14 protein-coding genes are annotated in these 17783 nt (G+C 72.8%); 5 read left to right on the forward strand and 9 right to left on the reverse strand.

All coding sequences use genetic code 11. The features are described from left to right. A partial coding sequence (locus IE245_RS37155) for a phosphoenolpyruvate carboxylase (RefSeq protein ID WP_229851454.1) occupies window positions 1-1667 on the reverse strand: 1667 nt, incomplete at its 3' end. Between the two features lie 246 nt (window positions 1668-1913). On the opposite strand from IE245_RS37155, the gene IE245_RS23215 reads away from it, so the two are divergent. From IE245_RS23215 to IE245_RS23230, 4 genes are all read left to right on the forward strand, one after another. Further along, window positions 1914-2897, forward strand: a complete 984-nt coding sequence (locus IE245_RS23215; RefSeq protein WP_229851455.1) for an acyl-CoA desaturase — start codon at window positions 1914-1916, stop codon at window positions 2895-2897. Next, window positions 2894-3589 (forward strand): TetR/AcrR family transcriptional regulator, encoded by a 696-nt coding sequence (locus tag IE245_RS23220; protein ID WP_189950674.1) that lies wholly within the window; start codon window positions 2894-2896, stop codon window positions 3587-3589. The genes IE245_RS23215 and IE245_RS23220 overlap by 4 nt, the downstream gene beginning before the upstream one ends. A 217-nt stretch (window positions 3590-3806) precedes the next feature. Next, window positions 3807-5519, forward strand: coding sequence for an FG-GAP repeat domain-containing protein (locus IE245_RS23225; protein WP_229851456.1), 1713 nt, complete (start codon window positions 3807-3809; stop codon window positions 5517-5519). 175 nt (window positions 5520-5694) lie between these two features. Next, complete coding sequence (locus IE245_RS23230) at window positions 5695-7404, forward strand: FG-GAP repeat domain-containing protein (protein ID WP_189950678.1); 1710 nt, start codon at window positions 5695-5697, stop codon at window positions 7402-7404. A gap of 73 nt (window positions 7405-7477) precedes the next feature. Here the strand turns inward: IE245_RS23230 and IE245_RS23235 are convergent, their stop codons facing one another. Beyond that, window positions 7478-8314 carry a trans-aconitate 2-methyltransferase gene (locus IE245_RS23235; protein WP_189950680.1) on the reverse strand — a complete coding sequence of 279 codons (837 nt, stop codon included), beginning with the start codon at window positions 8312-8314 and terminating at the stop codon, window positions 7478-7480. A 161-nt stretch (window positions 8315-8475) separates the two neighbouring features. Here IE245_RS23235 and IE245_RS23240 point away from each other — a divergent pair, with 161 nt between their 5' ends. Then, window positions 8476-8973, forward strand: a complete 498-nt coding sequence (locus tag IE245_RS23240) for a MarR family winged helix-turn-helix transcriptional regulator (RefSeq protein ID WP_030494707.1) — start codon at window positions 8476-8478, stop codon at window positions 8971-8973. Here the strand turns inward: IE245_RS23240 and IE245_RS23245 are convergent. From IE245_RS23245 to IE245_RS23275, 7 genes are all read right to left on the reverse strand, one after another. Further along, window positions 8932-9717, reverse strand: coding sequence for a LuxR C-terminal-related transcriptional regulator (locus IE245_RS23245; RefSeq protein ID WP_189950682.1), 786 nt, complete (start codon window positions 9715-9717; stop codon window positions 8932-8934). The two genes, IE245_RS23240 and IE245_RS23245, sit on opposite strands and share 42 nt — an antisense overlap. A 247-nt stretch (window positions 9718-9964) precedes the next feature. Further along, on the reverse strand, window positions 9965-11104 hold the full coding sequence (gene galK / locus IE245_RS23250; RefSeq protein ID WP_189950685.1) for a galactokinase: 1140 nt from the start codon (window positions 11102-11104) through the stop codon (window positions 9965-9967). Further along, the gene (gene galE / locus IE245_RS23255; RefSeq protein ID WP_189950686.1) at window positions 11101-12096 is read right to left on the reverse strand and encodes a UDP-glucose 4-epimerase GalE; all 996 of its coding nucleotides are present in this window, start codon (window positions 12094-12096) and stop codon (window positions 11101-11103) included. Before galE ends, galK begins: the two co-directional genes overlap by 4 nt. Further along, window positions 12093-13136 carry a galactose-1-phosphate uridylyltransferase gene (galT, locus tag IE245_RS23260; RefSeq protein WP_189950688.1) on the reverse strand — a complete coding sequence of 348 codons (1044 nt, stop codon included), beginning with the start codon at window positions 13134-13136 and terminating at the stop codon, window positions 12093-12095. Before galT ends, galE begins: the two co-directional genes overlap by 4 nt. A gap of 99 nt (window positions 13137-13235) precedes the next feature. Beyond that, window positions 13236-13919, reverse strand: coding sequence for a helix-turn-helix transcriptional regulator (locus IE245_RS23265; RefSeq protein ID WP_189950690.1), 684 nt, complete (start codon window positions 13917-13919; stop codon window positions 13236-13238). A gap of 169 nt (window positions 13920-14088) precedes the next feature. Then, a complete protein-coding gene (locus tag IE245_RS23270; protein WP_189950692.1) occupies window positions 14089-15906 on the reverse strand; it encodes an outer membrane protein assembly factor BamB family protein in 1818 nt (605 codons plus the stop codon). Window positions 15907-15919: 13 nt separating this feature from the next. Next, window positions 15920-17758, reverse strand: coding sequence for an outer membrane protein assembly factor BamB family protein (locus IE245_RS23275; protein ID WP_189950694.1), 1839 nt, complete (start codon window positions 17756-17758; stop codon window positions 15920-15922). Window positions 17759-17783: the final 25 nt, after the last annotated feature.

Genomic DNA, 17783 nt, shown 5'->3' on the forward strand with positions numbered 1-17783 from the left:
TGGACGTCGCCGCGGAGCGCGACGAGGCGTCGGTAGGAGGGGTCGGCGAGCATGTCGTTGAGGATGACGTCGGCGGCCTTGAGCTCGTCGGTGGTCTCCAGGAGCGGCACGATGCCGATCTTGGCCCAGCCGGCGTGCAGGTCGATGAGGCCGGCCTCGCGGGCGAGGACGGTGGCGGCGAAGACGTCGTCGGCGCCCTGGCACATCGAGATGATGTAGGACTCGATGACTTCGGGGCCGAAGCGCTCGAAGGCTTCCTTGACGGTGTGGAAGACGCCGAGGGTCTTCTGGCCGGGGGCGTCGAGCGGGGCCGGGGTGGGGGCGAGCGGCCGGCGGGAGCGGAGCTCCTTGGCGAGGAGCTTCTGCCGGTAGTCGCGGGGCATGTCGGCGTACCGCCAGGACTCCTCGCCGAGGCGGTCGAAGAGCTGGCCGAGGGCGTGGTGGTGGGCGTCGGCGTGCTCGCGGACGTCCATGGTGGCGAGCTGGAGGCCGAAGGCGGCGAGGGTGCGGATGGTGCGGTCCATCCGGCCGTCGGCGAAGATGCCGCCGCGGTGCTCGCGCAGGGAGGTCTGGATGAGGGTGAGGTCCTGGAGGAGCTCGGCGGTGCCCAGGTAGTCGCGGCCGTCCTGGTGGGGGGTGCCGTTGGCGAGGCGCTCGCGGGTGTTGAGGAGCTTCTGGCGGACGCAGGTGGCCTTGAGGCGGTACGGCTCCTCGGCGTTGAGCCGCTTGTAGCGCGGGCTGATCTCGGGGAGGAGGTCGAGGTCGCGCTGGAGGGAGTCCAGGAGTTCCTGGGTGGCCCCGGTGTAGCGGATGGAGTTGGAGAGGAGGCCGCGGAGGAAGTCGATGAGCTCCAGGGCGTCGGTGATGCCGTGCTCGTGCTGGAGGATCAGGACGTCCCAGGTGACCTGGGGGGTCACGTTGGGGTTGCCGTCGCGGTCGCCGCCGATCCAGGTGCCGAAGGTGAGGGGGCGGGTGCCGGCGGGGAGCTCGTAGCCGACGCGCTCCAGCTCGGCGGCGAGGTCCTCCAGGACGTCGCCGACGGCGCCCGCGTGGAGCTCGTCGAGGTAGTAGATGGCGTTGCGGGCCTCGTCGGCGGGCTCCGGGCGGACGACGCGGAGTTCGTCGGTCTGCCAGATGAGGTCGATGTTCTCGGCGAGGCGGAGGTCGTGGCGGCGCCGGTCGGCCTCGGTGACCGGGCTCTCCAGGAGGGCGCCGATGCGGCGGAGCTTGTTGAGGACGGAGCGGCGGGCGGCCTCGGTGGGGTGCGCGGTGAAGACGGGGCGCACGTTGAGGTTCTTGATCGTCTCGCGGACGTGGGCGGGGTCGCCGTCCTTGAGCATGTCGGCGGTGCGGGCCAGGAGGCTGCCGTCGGCGGCGCGCTTCTCGCGGAGCTCGCGGCCGCGGTGGACCTGCTCGGTGACGTTCGCCAGGTGGAAGTAGGTGGAGAACGCGCGGACGAGCTTGGCCGCCGTCTCCAGTTCGACGCCGCGGAGCAGCTCGGCGGCGGCGTCGCCGTCCTCGCGGGTGAGCCGCCGGACCTTCTCGACGAGGTCGAGGAGGTCGTGGCCCTCCTGGCGTACGAGGGTCTCGCCGAGGAGATCGCCCAGTCGGCGGATGTCGGCGCGCAGCTCGGCGTTGGTGGTGGGAGTCTGGTCGGCACTGCTCACAGGTGTGGCTCCTTGCAGTGTTCAAGCACGTCTGGAGGGTTCTGGAGGCTTGCGGACCGCGCTGTCCGGCGTCCCCAGGATAGGTGTCCATTCCCTGGACGTGGGCGAGCCCCCCGCTTGTGCCCTCTTGCCGGGCGCCGTCGCGCTGCCATACTTACGTTGCCGTAGGTTACGCAGCCGTAGCCTCGACGCGGCCGATTCCGGCCGCGCCTTCATCCTCTTCCTCACCCCCCAGGGGACACACGTATGACCATCACCCCCGAAATGACCTCGGCGTCCGAGTCGCCGGATCAGGCCCAGGCCCTGCCCTCCGCCACGCTCGGCGGCGACAGCAAGGGCTCCGTCGAACAGCTCGCGCTGGGGCTGTTCATCGTGGTGCCGTTCGTGGCGCTGCTCGCGGCGGTGCCGCTGGCCTGGGGCTGGGGGGTGAGCTGGCTGGACCTGGGGCTGATGACGGCGATGTACTACATCGGCTGCCACGGCATCACGATCGGTTTCCACCGGTACTTCACGCACGGGTCGTTCAAGGCGAAGCGGCCGCTGCGGATCGCGCTGGCGATCATGGGGTCGCTCGCGGTGGAGGGGCCGCTGGTTCGGTGGGTGGCGGATCACCGCAAGCACCACAAGTTCTCGGACTCGGAGGGCGACCCGCACTCCCCGTGGCGGTTCGGCGAGACGGTCCCGGCGCTGCTGAAGGGCCTGTGGTGGGCGCACATCGGCTGGATGTTCGACGAGGAGCGGACGCCGCAGCACAAGTACGCGCCGGATCTGATCAAGGACCCGGCGATCCGGCGGATCTCGCGGCAGTTCGTGCTGTGGACGGTCGTGTCGCTGGCGATCCCGCCGGTGATCGGCGGGTTGGTGACGTGGTCGTGGTGGGGCGCGTTCACGGCGTTCTTCTGGGGTTCGCTGGTCCGGGTCTGCCTGCTGCACCACGTGACGTGGTCGATCAACTCGATCTGCCACGCGGTGGGCAAGCGTCCGTTCAAGTCGCGTGACCGTTCGGGGAACGTGTGGTGGCTGGCGGTGCTGTCCTGCGGGGAGTCGTGGCACAACCTGCACCACGCGGACCCGACGTCGGCGCGGCACGGGGTGCTGAAGGGGCAGGTCGACTCCAGCGCCCGGCTGATCCGCTGGTTCGAGCAGGCCGGCTGGGCGTACGACGTGCGGTGGCCGGCGCGGTCCCGGATCGACGCCCGGCGCCGGGCCGCGTCCGCAGACGCGGCATGATGGAAGACGTGGCGATCGACGGCAGTTCCAGCAGCACCAGCGGTACGGGCGGTACCGGAGCGAAGCCCCGGCGGAGCCGCCGGGTGCGGATGACCGGCGCGGAGCGCCGGGAGCAGCTCCTGGACATCGGCCGGACGCTCTTCGCCGCGAAGGGGTTCGAGGGCACGTCGGTGGAGGAGATCGCGGCGAAGGCCGGGGTCTCGAAGCCGGTGGTGTACGAGCACTTCGGCGGCAAGGAGGGGCTGTACGCGGTCGTGGTCGACCGGGAGATGCGCCAGCTCCTCGACGGGGTGACGGGCGCGTTGACGGCGGGCCATCCGCGGGAGCTGCTCGAACAGGCGGCGTTCGCGCTCCTGGACTACATCGAGAACTACACGGACGGGTTCCGGATCCTGGTCCGGGACTCCCCGGTGGCGCAGTCCACGGGTACGTTCGCCTCGCTGATCAGCGACATCGCCACGCAGGTCGAGGACATCCTGGGCCTGGAGTTCAAGGCGCGCGGCTTCGACCCGAAGCTGGCGCCGCTGTACGCGCAGGCGCTGGTCGGCAGTGTGGCGCTGACCGGCCAGTGGTGGCTGGACGTCCGCAAGCCGAAGAAGGCGGAGGTCGCGGCGCACCTGGTGAACCTGGCGTGGCACGGTCTGGACGGGCTGGAGCAGAGGCCGCGGCTGATAGGGCACCGGAAGAGCTGAGGCCGGGCCCGCGGGCCCGGCGACGGTTCCGGGGCCCGGGCCGGCGCCGCCGACCTGACGGATCTCGAAAAGGCTCGTTGCCGGATCAACGATCAAGGTTATGATCCCCCCACATCCGGGGGGGTGTCCGCCCTCCGCGCGTGCCTTCTGCCGCGCGGAGCAGGAGCGGAGCCCTGTCCTGGATCCTGTTCTCACGTTCCCCAGGGGGGGATCAGTTTTGCGTACCGCTTTCTCCCTGCGCGGCCGCCGGATCGCCGCGTGCACCGCGCTCGCCCTCTCCGCCGGCATGCTGCTGGCGTCTCCCGCCGTGGCCCAGCCCGCGCCCGTACCGCCGACCGCGAAGGAGCTGCCGCGTCACGCCGCGACCCCGCTGCCCGACCTCGACCTGTCGCCGCTGCGCTCCGCCGGTACCGCCCGGACCGCGCAGGCGGGCGAGGCGCTGCCGCCCCGGTTCGACGTGGACGGGGACGGTCTCACGGACATCCTGCTCCGCGACTGGGGCGGCGGGCTCGGCGTGGTGCCGAGCAGCGACACGCCGAGCGGGCCGTGGTACAGCTCCGGGTCCTACGAGGTCTCCATGGACCTGGTGCCGCTCGGCGACCAGAACGCCGACGGCATGCCCGAGGTGCTGGTGCTGACCAAGCACGGCAAGGCCGAGCTCCAGGGCGGCGCCACGCTGAGCGGCAGCTCGCACTACTGGACCGGCGGCGGCTGGAACGTCTACAACAAGGTCTTCTCGCCCGGTGACGTCGACGGCGATGGCCGCTTCGACCTGCTGGCCCGCAAGCACAACGGCGACCTGTACTTCTACCGGAGCACCGGCAGCCCCTCCGCGCCGTTCTCGGCGCCGGTGAAGGCGGGCACCGGCTGGGGTGCCTTCGACCAGCTCGTCGGCATCGGCGACAACGACGGCGACGGCCGGGGCGACGCGGTGGCCCGCACGCCCGACGGCAGCCTGTACTTCTACGGCAGCACCGGGGTGAAGACGAACCCGTTCAAGCCGAAGAAGTTCGTCGGCGGCGGCTGGAACACGTACAACCAGATCCTGCCGGCGGACGACATCAACGGCGACGGGCACGCCGACCTGTACGCCCGGTCCGTCACCGACGGCTCGCTGTGGGCCTACGCGGGCCGCGGCAACGGCACGTTCGAGGCCCGTCAGCGCCTCTCGACCGGCGGATACCTCGCGGTCGACCAGTTCGCCGGTTCCGGCTCGATCGCCTTCGCCGGCAAGAACGCGCTGCTGGCCCGGACGCCCGGCGGCACCCTGTACTGGTACGGGGCGACGAACAACGGCAAGCTGACCGCGCGCGAGCCGTTCGAGGGCGACTGGTCCGGCGCCCCGCTGGGCTTCGCCGCCTCGCTCGACGGGGACGTCTTCGGCGACCTGTTCTTCACCCTCGACGGCACCCTCTACACCGGCGGCTGGAGCGGCGGCGGCTGGGGCTCGTACAACCACGTCTTCGGGCCCGGCGACCTGAACGGCGACGGCAAGGGCGACCTGCTGACCCGGGACCGGTCGGGCGTCCTGTACCTGCAGCGGGGCAACGGCGAGGGGACCGGCTTCGCGTCCCGGCTCCGGGTCGGCAGCGGCTGGGGCCAGTACAACCGTCTGATCGGCGCCGGTGACGTGTCGGGCGACGGCCGCGCGGACATCCTCGCGCGGGACGGCTCGGGCGTCCTGTGGCTGTACAAGGGCACGGGCGTGTCGACGCGGCCGTTCGAGACCCGGTACCGGATCGGTGGCGGCTGGAACGCGTACCGGCAGATCGCCGCCCCCGGTGACATGGACGGCGACGGCCGCGCGGACCTGCTCGCGACGACGTCCGGCGGCACGCTGTACCGCTACCACTCCACCGCCACGAAGGGCGTCTTCGCGCCGCGGGCCGCGGTCGGCGGCGGCTGGCAGGTCTACTCCAACCTGTACTAGTCCACGTCACCCCGGCGCCGGCATCCGTTCGTCCGGATGTCGGCGCCGGGCGCTACACTCACGCACACATCGGGGGAGGCGTTCGCCCTTCGCACGCGGGTGCGTCGCGAAGGCGTGCGGAACCACCCCGGTACCCACATCTTCATGTTCCCCAGGGGGGGATCCTTTGCGTTCCATGTTCTCCGGGCGTGGTCGCCGCGTCGCCGCGTGCACCGCCCTCGCCCTCTCCGCCGGCATGCTGCTGGCGACCCCCGCCTCGGCCGACGACGCCGTTCCGTCGAAGTCGCGTCTGCTCACCGAGCGGAAGCAGGACCACAAGCCCGCGCAGCGGACGCTGACGCTTCCTCAGGCCGGTGCGGCCCGTGCGGACGCGCAGGCCGCCGCGGCCGCCTCGCCGCTCCTTTCGGACCTGGACGGTGACGGCTTCGAGGACCTCATCTACCGCGACACGAGCGGTTTCCTGAACTCGGTCACGGGTACCGGCCTGTTCCTGTTCGGCGACATCGAGAACGTCGTGAAGGACGTCGTCCCGATCGGCAACCAGTCCGGGGACGCTCGGCCCGAGGTGCTGACGGTCAGCGAGACCGGCGCGCTCGTCATGTATCACGACAACGACGAGTTCGGCAGCCAGGACGCGGAAGGCAACCCGCGTCCGGGCACCTTCGTGGGCGGTGGCTGGCAGACCTACAACAAGGTCTTCTCGCCCGGCGACGTGAACGGCGACGGCCGTGCCGACGTCATCGGCCGCGCCAAGACCGGCCAGCTGTACCTGTACCTCGGCACCGGCAGCGCGGACAAGCCGCTGAGCGGCCGGGCCCTGGTCGGCTCCGGCTGGAACAAGTTCGACCAGATCGTCGGCGCCGGCGACGGCAACGGCGACGGCCACGCCGACCTGTACGCCCGCACCCCCGACGGCCAGCTGGTCTTCTACCCGGGCACCGGCGTCGTCGCCCAGCCCTTCGCCGCCCCCAAGGCCATCGGCGGCGGCTGGCAGACGTACACCCAGATCGTGGCGGGCGGGGGCGGCAGCCTCCTCGGCCGCTCCCTGGACGGCACGCTCTTCTTCTACGCCCCGAAGGGCGACGGCACCCTCGCGGGCCGCGTGCAGGAGGGCGACAAGGGCGTCTGGGCGGACGCCGCGCAGATCGCCAACGCGGGCAGCATCCCGTACCTGGGCCGCGCGGGCGTCAACGCCGTCACCACCAACGGTTCGTGGTACTGGTACGACAACACCACCACGGGCCGGCTCAGCCCCCGCCTCCTCATCCACGGGGCCGACCCGTTCATGGCGAGCGCGAACTTCTTCAGCATCGCGTCGACGAACGACGACGGCGTCGGCGACGACGTCTTCATCGTCGACGGCCACCTGATCATCGACGGTCAGGACATCGGCGGCGGCTGGGGCGTCTTCACCTCCGTCGTCGGCCCCGGCGACCTGACCGGCGACGGCAAGGGCGACCTCGTCGCCCGCGACCGCGACGGCGTCCTGTGGCTCTACAAGGGCAACGGCCTCGGCACCCGCTTCGCGACCAAGATGCGCATCGGCGGCGGCTGGAACGGCTTCAACAAGCTCCTCGGCGCCGGCGACTACACCGGTGACGGCCTCACCGACCTGGTGGCCCGCACCACCGGCGGCGACCTGTACGTCTACCCGGGCACCGGCAAGGACACCGCGGTCTTCGGGGCGCGCAAGCCGGTCGGCGGCGGCTGGAACACCTTCAAGCACCTCACGGCCCCCGGCGACCTGAACGCCGACGGCAAGGGCGACCTCCTCGGCATCAACAGCGCGGGCGAGCTCTACCCCTACCTGAACACCTCGTCGGCCCGCTTCGCCAAGCAGAAGAGCGCCGGCACCGGCTACCAGGTCTACAACAAGTTCAACTGACCCTCGGGTCGGGCCCGTCGGCCGCCCCCGCACCGGTTCCCTCCGGTGCGGGGGCGGCCGCGTTTCCAGGGGGTCAGGCCGGCTTGCGGGCGACCGCGAAGACGCGGCGGAACGGGAAGACCGTGCCGTCCGGGCCCGGGGGGTAGGCCTCGCGGAGGAGGTCGCGGTACTGGGCGAGGAAGGCGTCGATCGCGGCCCGGTCGTCGCCGAGGGTGGTGAGGACGGGGCGCAGGGCGGTGCCCTTCACCCAGTCGAGGACGGGGTCCTCGCCCTGGAGGAGCTGGCAGTAGACGGTCTCCCAGACGTCGGTCTCGCAGCCGAGGGCGGTGAGGCGGGTGAGGTAGTCGGCGGCTTCGAGGATGTGGACGAAGCGGCGGCCCTGGCCGGCGAGCCGGCCGCGCCATTCGGGGCGGGCGCAGAGTTCGCCGAGGAGGGCGTGGCTGGGGGAGGTGAAGTTGCCGGGGACCTGGAAGGCGAGGACGCCGCCGGGGCGCAGTCCGTCGATCCAGGCGGCGAAGGACTCGGGGTGGTTGGGGACCCACTGGAGGGCGGCGTTGGAGACGATCAGGTCGTACGGCTCGGTGGGGGTCCAGTGAGCGGCGTCGGCGGGGCGGAAGTCGAGCCAGCCGCCGCCGGCGGTGCTGCCGGCCCAGTCCTTCTCGGCCTGCTGGAGCATCTCGGGCGAGAGGTCGAAGCCGGTGATGCGGGCGTCGGGCCAGCGGTCGGCGAGGAGGGCGGTGACGTTGCCGGGTCCGCAGCCGAGGTCGGCGACGCGGGCGGGGCCGCCGTGGTCGGGGAGGGGCGGTATTCGCTGGAGGAGGTCGAGGAAGGGGCGGGTGCGGTGGGTGGAGTGGCGGAGGTACTGGTGCGGGTCCCACACCGGTGCGGCGACGGAGTCGTCGGAATGCATGTTCGAAGCCCCCTTGCAGGCGAGAGTCGGCCAAACGGAACCGGTTCCGGCCGGGTCTCTTCCCCATAGTTGCGCGAACTATATCTTGAGATCGAGATTCATGATGTCGAGAAACTCGAATGCAAGAGACTTTATGTCAACAGACCCTCTACACTGATCACATGGAGGACGAGGTCGACCGACTGGTCGCTGCATGGCGCCGCGAGCGCCCGGACCTCGACGTGGAGCCGTTGGAGGTCCTCAGCCGCGTCTCCCGGCTGGCCCGGCACCTCGACCGCGCCCGCCGCCTCGCCTTCTCGGAGCACCAGCTGGAGCCCTGGGAGTTCGACGTCCTCACCTCGCTGCGCCGCGCCGGAGCCCCGTACCAGCTCTCCCCCGGCCAGCTCCTCACCCAGACCCTGGTGACCTCCGGCACCATGACCAACCGCATCGACCGGCTCACCAAGAAGGGCCTGGTCGAACGGCTCCCCGACCCCAGCGATCGGCGCGGGGTCCTGGTCCGCCTCACCCCCGAGGGACGCGACCGCGCCGACGAGGCGCTCGCCGGGCTGCTCGCCCAGGAGCGCGCCATCCTCGCCCAGCTCTCCCGCCCCCAGCGCGCCGAACTGGCCGCCCTGCTACGCCGGCTGACCGCCCCGTTCGACAACGTCCCCGGCTAGGACCGGTCCCGGTGCCGACAGCGGCGCCGGACCCACGCCCGCCCGCCGGGCCAGCGCCACCGCCGCGAGCGTCGAGTGGACGCCCAGCTTCCCCAGCACGTTCTGCATGTGCGTGCGGACGGTGTGCGGGGAGAGGAAGAGGCGCTCCGCCACCGCCTTGCGGCCCAGGCCCGCGACCATGCAGCGCAGCACCTCCCGCTCGCGCGGGGTCAGCGACTCCACGAGCCGCTCGCTCTCCGTCCGGTGCCGCCGGGCCGCCGTCAGCTCCCGCAGCACCCCCGTCAGCAGCGCCGGCGGCAGGTGCGTCTCGTCCCGCAGCACCCCGCGCACCACGGCGAGCAGCCGCTGGAGCGAGGAGTCCTTCGCCACCCAGCCGGAGGCCCCCGCCTGGAGCGCGAGCGCGGCACGGCGGGCGTCGTCCTTCTCGGCGAGCACGACCGCGCGCACCGAGGGCTGGGCCTTCCGCACCCCCGCGACCAGCGAGATCCCGTCCACGGCGGGCTCGCCCTCACGAGGAGGCGGTACGGCCCCGGCCGGCGCGCCCAGATCGGCGTCGACGAGCAGCACGTCGAACCGGCGCCCCTCCGCGACGCCCCGGTCCAGACAGCGCATGGCGGCGGGACCCGTGCCCGCCGCGGCGACGTCGACGTCCGGCTCGGCCGCGAGCGCGGCGGCCAGCGACTCGGCGAAGACGCGGTGGTCGTCCACCACCAGGACCCGGATTCGTGCCACGGACACCCCCAAGTGTCGAGGAGAGGCCGGCGCGGTACGGCGCCGGGGGGCGGGTCCGTCGGGCGCACGGCCGCCGCCGTGACCAGACCTGTACCCCGCTCCCGGCGCCGTACCCGACGGGTCTCGCTCCCCTGAACGGCACCGGCCCCCACCGGTGCTGCCCCACAGAGTAGGGGCGGGGCACCGCCGTGGGGGCCGATGGGCGGAAGTGTCCGAAGTCGACCGTCCGTGTGGCCGGAAGGATCACGGACGGGGCTCCTCAGAGACGGCGGGCGCCCGCCGAGGGGACGGCCGGGAAGATCCCCGGCTCCGCGTGCCCGGCGTCCGCGAAGGCCTTCCGGACCGCCGCCGCGACGTCCTCCGCCCGGTCCGCGTCCACCAGGACCACCGCCGAGCCGCCGAAGCCGCCGCCGGTCATCCGGGCGCCGAGCGCCCCGGCCGCGTTCGCCGCCTCGACCACCAGGTCCAGCTCCGCGCAGGAGACCCGCAGGTCGTCCCGGAGCGAGGCGTGGCCCTCGGTGAGGAGCGGGCCGACCGCCCGGGTCGCGCCGGCGTCGAGCAGGGCGATCACCCGGGCCACCCGGTCGTTGTCCGACACCACGTGCCGGACGTACCGCAGAATCGTGCCGTCGCTCAGACGGTCGAGCGCGGCGGGCAGATGCGCGGCGTCCACCTCGCGCAGGGCGCGCACCCCGAGCGCCCGCGCGCCCGCTTCACAACCGGCGCACCGTTCCGCGTACGCGCCGTCCCCGAGCGCGTGCTTCACCCGGGTGTCCACGACCAGGAGCGCGAGCCCCTCGGCGGCGAGGTCGAAGGGCACCTGACGGTGGGACAGGTCCCGGGTGTCCAGGTGGAGGGCGTGGCCCTCCACGGCGCACGCGGAGGCCATCTGGTCCATGATCCCGCAGGGCACGCCGACGAAGGCGTTCTCGGCGCGCTGGGCGATCCGGGCCAGCTCGGGCCGGGTGAGCCCCAGCTCGAAGAGGTCGTTCAGGGCGAGGGCGGTGACGACCTCCAGGGCCGCCGAGGAGGAGAGCCCGGCGCCGGTCGGCACGGTGGAGACGAGGTGGACGTCGGCGCCGGCGACCGGGTGCCCGGCCTCCCGCAGCGCCCAGACGACCCCGGCCGGGTAGGCGGCCCAGCCGCCGCCGGAGAGGGGCTCCAGGTCCGCCACGTCGAGCCGGACGATCCCGCCGTCGACATCCCCGGAGTGCAGCCGCAGGACGCCGTCGTCGCGGCGGGAGACGGCGGCGACGGTGGTGTGCGGCAGGGCGAGCGGCAGCACGAAGCCGTCGTTGAAGTCGGTGTACTCCCCGATGAGGTTGACCCGGCCGGGGGCGGCCCAGACCCCGTCGGGCGCGGCGCCGTACAGCGCCTCGAAGCCGGCGGCGACGCTCATGCGCCCTCCTCCTGGTGACGGTGCCGGGCGAAGGCCCAGGCGTCGGCGACGACGTCCGCCAGGTCGGGGCGGGACGGGATCCAGCCGAGCCGCTCGCGGGCGGTGTCGGCGGAGGCGACGAGGACGGCCGGGTCGCCGGGGCGGCGCTCGGCGGCGATCTCCGGGATCGGGTGGCCGGTGACCTTGCGGACGGTCTCGATCACCTCGCGGACGGAGAAGCCGTTGCCGTTGCCGAGGTTGCAGACCAGGTGCTCGCCGGCCGGGACGTCGCCCCGGGTCATGGCGTCGAGGGCGAGGAGGTGGGCCTCGGCGAGGTCGGCGACGTGGATGTAGTCGCGGACGCAGGTGCCGTCGGGGGTCGGGTAGTCGTCGCCGTAGACGGAGATCGCCTCGCGGCGGCCGAGGGCGACCTGGAGGACCAGCGGGATGAGGTGCGACTCGGGGTCGTGCCGTTCGCCGAGCCCTCCGTGGGCCCCGGCGACGTTGAAGTAGCGCAGCGAGGCGGCGGCGAGGCCGTGGGCGGCGCACTCGCCGGTGATCATGTGGTCGACGGCCAGCTTGCTCGCCCCGTAGGGGCTGGTGGGGGCGGTGGCGGCGGCCTCGGTGATCGGGACGGTCGCGGGCTCGCCGTAGGTGGCGGCGGTGGAGGAGAAGACCAGCTTGCGGACGCCGGCCGCGCGCATCGCGGCGAGCAGCGCCATGGTGCCGCCGACGTTGTTCTCCCAGTACTTCTCCGGCCGGGCGACGGACTCGCCGACCTGCGAGTACGCGGCGAAGTGGAGGACGCCGTCGTAGGAGCCGTCGAGCCAGCGGGCGGCGTCCTGGACGCGGCCCTCGACGAACTCGGCGCCGGCCGGGACGCCCTCCCGGAAGCCGGTGGAGAGGTCGTCGAGGACGGTGACCCGGTCCCCCCGCTCCAGGAGGCGGGCGGCGACCGTGCCGCCCACATAGCCGGCTCCGCCCGTGACCAGGTACTTCTTGGCCGTCGTCATGCGCTTGCCACCTCTCGGATGCGCCGGGCCGCGTCCTCCGGCCGGATGTCGTTCATGAACGCGCCCATGCCGGACTCGGTGCCCGCGAGGAACTTCAGCTTGCCGGAGGCGCGCCGGACCGTGAACAGCTCCAGGTGCAGTCCGAAGTCCTCCCGCCGCTCGTCCGTGAACGGCGCCTGGTGCCAGGCGGCGATGTAGGGCGTGGGCGGCTCCGCCGGGCCGAAGATCCGGTCGAAGCGCCTCAAGAGTTCCAGATGGACCTGTGCGAACTCCGTGCGGGCGGCCTCGTCGAGGCCGAGGAGGTCGGGGACGCGCCGCTTGGGGTGGAGGTGGACCTCGTACGGCCACTTGGCGGCGTACGGCACGAAGGCGATCCAGTGGGCGGTCTCCAGGACCACGCGTTCACCGTGGGCGCGTTCGCGGGCGACGAGGTCGTCGAAGAGGTTCCGGCCGGTCTCCCGGCGGTGCTCGTCGATGCGGCGGCGCATCAGGGCGGTGCGGGGGGTGACGTACGGGAAGGCGTAGATCTGGCCGTGGGCGTGGGGGAGGGTGACGCCGATCTCCTGGCCCCGGTTCTCGAAGCAGTAGACCTGCTGGACGCCGGGGAGGGCGGAGAGGGCCGCGGTGCGGTCGGTCCAGGCGTCGAGGACGAGGCGGGCCCGCTCCTCGGTGAGGTCGGCGAAGGAGGCGGTGTGGTCGTCGGTGAAGCAGACGACCTCGCAGCGGCCCACGCCGCCGGAGAGGGCGGGGAAGCGGTTCTCGAAGACCGCGACCTCGTAGCTCTCCTCGGGGATCTCGCTCTCGCGTCCGTCCCTGGCCGGGCAGAGCGGGCAGGCGTCGGCCGGCGGGAGGTAGGTGCGGGTCTGCCGGTGGGAGGCGACGGCGACGTGGTCGCCGGTCAGCTCGTCGTACCGGATCTCCGAGCGGGAGGTGACGGGGGCGAGGGGGCGCGGGTCGACGGCGGTGCGGACGAGGTCGTCGCGACTGTCGTAGTAGATGAGCTCGCGCCCGTCGGCGAGCGTGGTGACGGTCTTCTTCACGGGGTGCCCTCCGGGCGCGAACAAACAGAACCACGCACAAAGAACCACAACCGAACATCGAGGTCAAGGGCGCGTCCCCGCGGCACCCTTCCGGAGAGCTCAGTGCGCCGTCCGCTGCCGCGGCACCGCCCGGTCGAGGAGGCCGGTCCTCGCGGCCAGCGCCGCCGCCTCCAGCCGAGACCCGACGCCCAGCTTCATCAGCACCCGCTGCACGTGCGTCCGCGCCGTGCTCGGCGCGATCCCCATCCCCGCCGCGATCAGCCGGGTGCCCTCGCCCTCCGCGACCCGCACCAGGACCTCCACCTCGCGGTGGGTCAGCAGCGCCAGCAGCCGCTGCGCCTCGTCGTCCGGCTGCGCCGCCGGGTTCAGCAGCTCCGCGAAGGCCCCGGCGAGCAGCTGCGGCGCCACCGCCGCCTCGCCCGCCCGCGCCTTCAGCAGGGCCCGCTCGACGCCCTCGATCCGCTCGTCGTGACGGACGTACCCGGACGCCCCGGCCGCGAAGGCGGCGGCGATCCCGCGCGGCGACGGCACCGGGCCGAGGACGACCACGGCCACCTGCGGCCGCTCCCGCTTGATCCGCGCGACCGGCTCGAAGGCCCCGGCGGCGGCCGGCGCCGCCGTGCCGAAGAGGCAGACCTCGGGGGCCCGGCCCACCACGACCTCCGCCGCGCCGGCGGCCGGCGCGGCCGCCGCGAGCACCCGGTGCCCGCGCAGCTTCAGCGCCGAGGCGAGTGCCTCCGCGTGCAGGCGGTGGTCGTCCACGACCACGAGCCGAACGCCCATCCCGTCGTCCCCCTCCCCCGGGCGCGCCGTCCCCCGGCAGCCCTGATCCCGGCAAGCTACACGCTCCCCCGCCCCACGGTCCGTCAACCTCCGCCGCCCGAAAGGGGGACGGAACGCGCGAAGGGCCTCCCCGGTGTCCCGGGGAGGCCCTTCGCGTCGGCCGCGGACGTCAGCCCTTGGTGCTGAACGAGACCGCGAGGTACTTCTTGTCGAGGGCGGAGCCCGTCTCCCTCGGCTTGTTGGCGTAGGTGCCGGAGATGAAGAACCGTCCGTCGGCGTAGAGGAGTTCGGCGCCGGTGATCGAGAAGCTGGACTCGATGGAACGGTTCGCCTTGTCCGAGGGGTTCTCCAGGAGCAGCGTCGACTTCATGGTGCCCGCGTGGACGGAGACGAGCTGCCCGCCCTTGTCGTGCGGGGGCGCCTTGTACGCGATGAGGTCGCCGCCGTCCATGCGCAGCGGCATCAGCACGTAGCCGTCGCCCGCGTCGGCCTTCTCGGGTGCCATCTTGCCGTCGGCGAGGCTGAAGGCGACGATCTCGTTGGTCTCGTCGCCGTACTCGCCGGTGGAGCCCTCGTGCTCCTCGGTCGGCAGGTAGAGCCGGTCGTCGCCGACGAGGGCCTGCGAGCACTCCTCCACCGAGGTGGCGCCGCACTCGGCCGCGTAGCGGTCCGGGTTGGCCGTGATCTTGGTCCGCAGCTTGCCGGTCTTCTCGTCGATGGAGAAGAAGTCCGAGATGCTGCTGCCGTCGTCGGCGGCGTCGCCGACGTTGGCCGCGACCACCAGCGGCTTGGTCGAGACGACCGACGCGTACTCCACGCCCTGCGGCATCTTGAACTCGGAGAGCGGCTTGCCCGACTTCGGGTCCAGGTTCTGGACGGAGACGGTCTGCGCGCCGTACTTGCCGCACTTGCGGACCGCGACGAGGCCGGCGCCGCCGCCGTACCCCATGTCGTAGCAGCCCTGGTCGTTGGACTGCGGCTTCCAGAGCACCTTGCCGGTGGCCGCGTCGAAGGCCGCGCCGCCGTCGGTGCCGCCGGCCGCGACGGTGCCGCCGCCGAGCGTCACCTCGCTGAAGCGGGCCTTCTCGTCGCCGCCGCCGCTGACGGAGGCGGACCAGAGGAGCTTGCCGGTGTTCAGGTCGAGCATGCCGATCTGGTTGCAGCTCTGGTAGTAGCGGGGTGCGACGCGCTTCTTCTCCTCGAAGAGGACCGGCACCTTGTTGTCCTCGGTCTTGTGCCGGGACGCGCCGCAGACCTGGCCGGGCAGCGGGATCGTCCAGGAGACCGTGCCCTTGTCGATGTCGTAGCCGACGACCGAGTTCACGCCCGTCTTCACGAACGTCTTGTCGGTGAGCCAGGAGCCGTCGACGGGCGTGGTGTCGGGCACCTTCGGCACGTCGACGCGGAAGGCGAGGCGGGCGCCGGTCTTGTCGCCCGGCTTCTCCTTGCCGTTGCCGCCCAGACCGTTGCCGGCGCCGCCGCCGTCACCGTCACCGGAGGCGCCGCCGTCACCGCCGCCGTTCGGGGACTGGCGGGTGCCGCCCGCGGGCTTGGCGTCCGGGGACGGGTCCGCGCCGGAGTTGGCGTACCAGATGCCGCCGCCGACGATCAGGGCGACGGCCACGGCCGCCGCGACGATGATCTGCGCCTGCGCGGACAGCTTCCGGCGGCCGCCCGGCGCGACCGCCGGGACCTGCTGCTGCGGCGCGGTCGGGTAGCCGTACGGCTGCTGGGGCTGCCCCCCGGGATAGCCGTACGGCGGCGGAACCGGATGCTGGTACTGCGGGGCCTGCTGCGGGTAGCCGTAGCCGGGCTGCCCCTGCGGGGCCTGCGGGTAACCGTAGCCGGGGTCGCCCTGCGGCGGGGGCGGGGGCGTCGGCGCGCCGAAACCGCCCTGGCCCTGTCCCTGGCCCGGGTCCTGCGGGGCGCCGAAGCCGCCCGGCGGCGGGCCGGGGGGCTGGTTCGGCGGAGGGGGTGGCTGGGTCATCGGTCCGCGTACCTCACTTGCTGAAGCCCATCATCGTCTTGGTCTCCTTCTCCTCGGCGTCGTTGGACGCCGAGACCCGGCCCGCCGCGATCACGAAGGTGCCGTTGCCGTAGGCGTAGCCCGCGCTGAAGAAGCCGCTCTCGATCTGCGCGACCGAGACGGGGTGCTTGAGGAGGATCTTCGGCGCACCGCCGGCCGGGGCGATCGTCGCGACCGCGCCGCCCTTGTCGTACCTGGGCGAGACGTAGGCGAGGACCTCGCCGCCCTCCATGCGCAGCGGCGACATCTGCTGCTCGTCGGGGGCCTTCGAGCGCCACTTCGGCTTGCCGGTGTTCAGGTCGAAGGCGACGACCTCGTTGGAGGTGCCGTACGAGGTGTCGGTCGCCATGTAGAAGGTGTCGCCACCGGCGGCGACACCGGTGCAGCCCTGGAGGTTGCGGCCGAAGATGACCAGGCCGCCGCCGCAGCGCGGGGCGTACTTGTCCTTGCCGCCCTGGATCTCGGAGCGCACCTTGCCGTCGGGCTTGAGCGCGACGACGGACCACTTCTTCTGCTCGCGCTGGAAGGCGGAGACGACGAGCGGGTTCACCGAGTAGACCTTGTCGACCTCCCAGGTGGCCGCCAGCCGGTAGGTCCACTTGGCCTTGCCCGTGGTGGGGTCGACCTCGCTGATCGTGTGCTGTTCCTTGTTCACGTCGCCGGTGCGGCACTGGCCGGCGGCGATCAGCTTGGTGGCGTCGCCGGCGTAGGCGTACGGCTTGCAGTCGCCGGTGGGGCCGGTGAAGAGCTGCTTGCCGTCGGTGAGGGAGAAGCCGTAGGCGCTGCTGCTGCCGGCCGCGGTGACCGTGTTGCCGCCGATGGCGAGGGTGTTGTCGGAGAAGGCGAAGAGGCCCTGCGGCTTCGGGACGGCCTTCTTCCAGCCCGCCTTGCCGGTCTTGAGGTCGATCTGCTGGAGCATCGAGCACTTGGCGCCGTCCTTGGCGCTCTCCTCGTACCCGAAGACCATGAGGCCGTCGGCGCCGGGCTGGGCCGGGGCCGCGCACAGCTTGAAGGGCAGGTCGACCGACCACTTCTTGGCGCCGTCGGCCAGGGAGTAGCCGGAGACGCCCTTGTACATCGCCTTGACGACGGTGTCGCCGACGATCCACGGGCCGAAGACCTCGGAGCCGTTGCGGGGCAGGTCGACGTCGTTGGTGGCGAGGAAGTTGACCTTCGCCTCGCCCTCCTGGCGGGCCGCGTTGAGGTCGTCCTCGCCGCCCTTGTCGCCGTCGCCGGAGCCGTCGCCCTGGTCGACCGACTCGGTCGGCTTCGGGCCGTCGGTGGCGCTGGAGCTGCTCGTCGGCGTCTGCGCGACGGTCGGCTTGTCGTCGTCACCGCCGCCGACGACGGCCCAGGTGGTGACGCCGGCGACGAGCACGACGGCGGCCGCGACGATCGCGACGAGGCCGGTGCGGCCCTTGAACGGACCGCCGCCGGAACCGCCGCCCGGGGCGGGCGCGCCCGGGTACATCGGCTGGGTCTGGCCGGGGTGGCCGCCGTAGGGGTTGGCCTGCTGCCCGTACGGGCCCGGCTGCTGCGGCTGGCCGTACGGGCCCGGCTGCGCGGCCTGCTGCGGATAGCCGTACGGCGGCGGGACCGGCTGCTGGTGCTGCGGGGCCTGCTGCGGGTAGCCGTAGCCGGGCTGGGCCTGCGGCGGCTGGCCGGGCATCTGCGGCGGGACGGGCGGCATCTGCGGCGGCTGGGCGGGCGGCTGCGGCGGCTGGGCCGGCGGGACGGGCGGCATGCCACCCTGGTTCGGATCCTGGGGAGCTCCGAAGCCCCCCGGCGGCTGGTTGCTGGGCGGCTGGGTCATCAGCGCTTCCCCCTTGCTGTGAGCG

It is taken from the genome of Streptomyces roseolus (assembly GCF_014649855.1).
Taxonomy (GTDB): domain Bacteria; phylum Actinomycetota; class Actinomycetes; order Streptomycetales; family Streptomycetaceae; genus Streptomyces; species Streptomyces roseolus.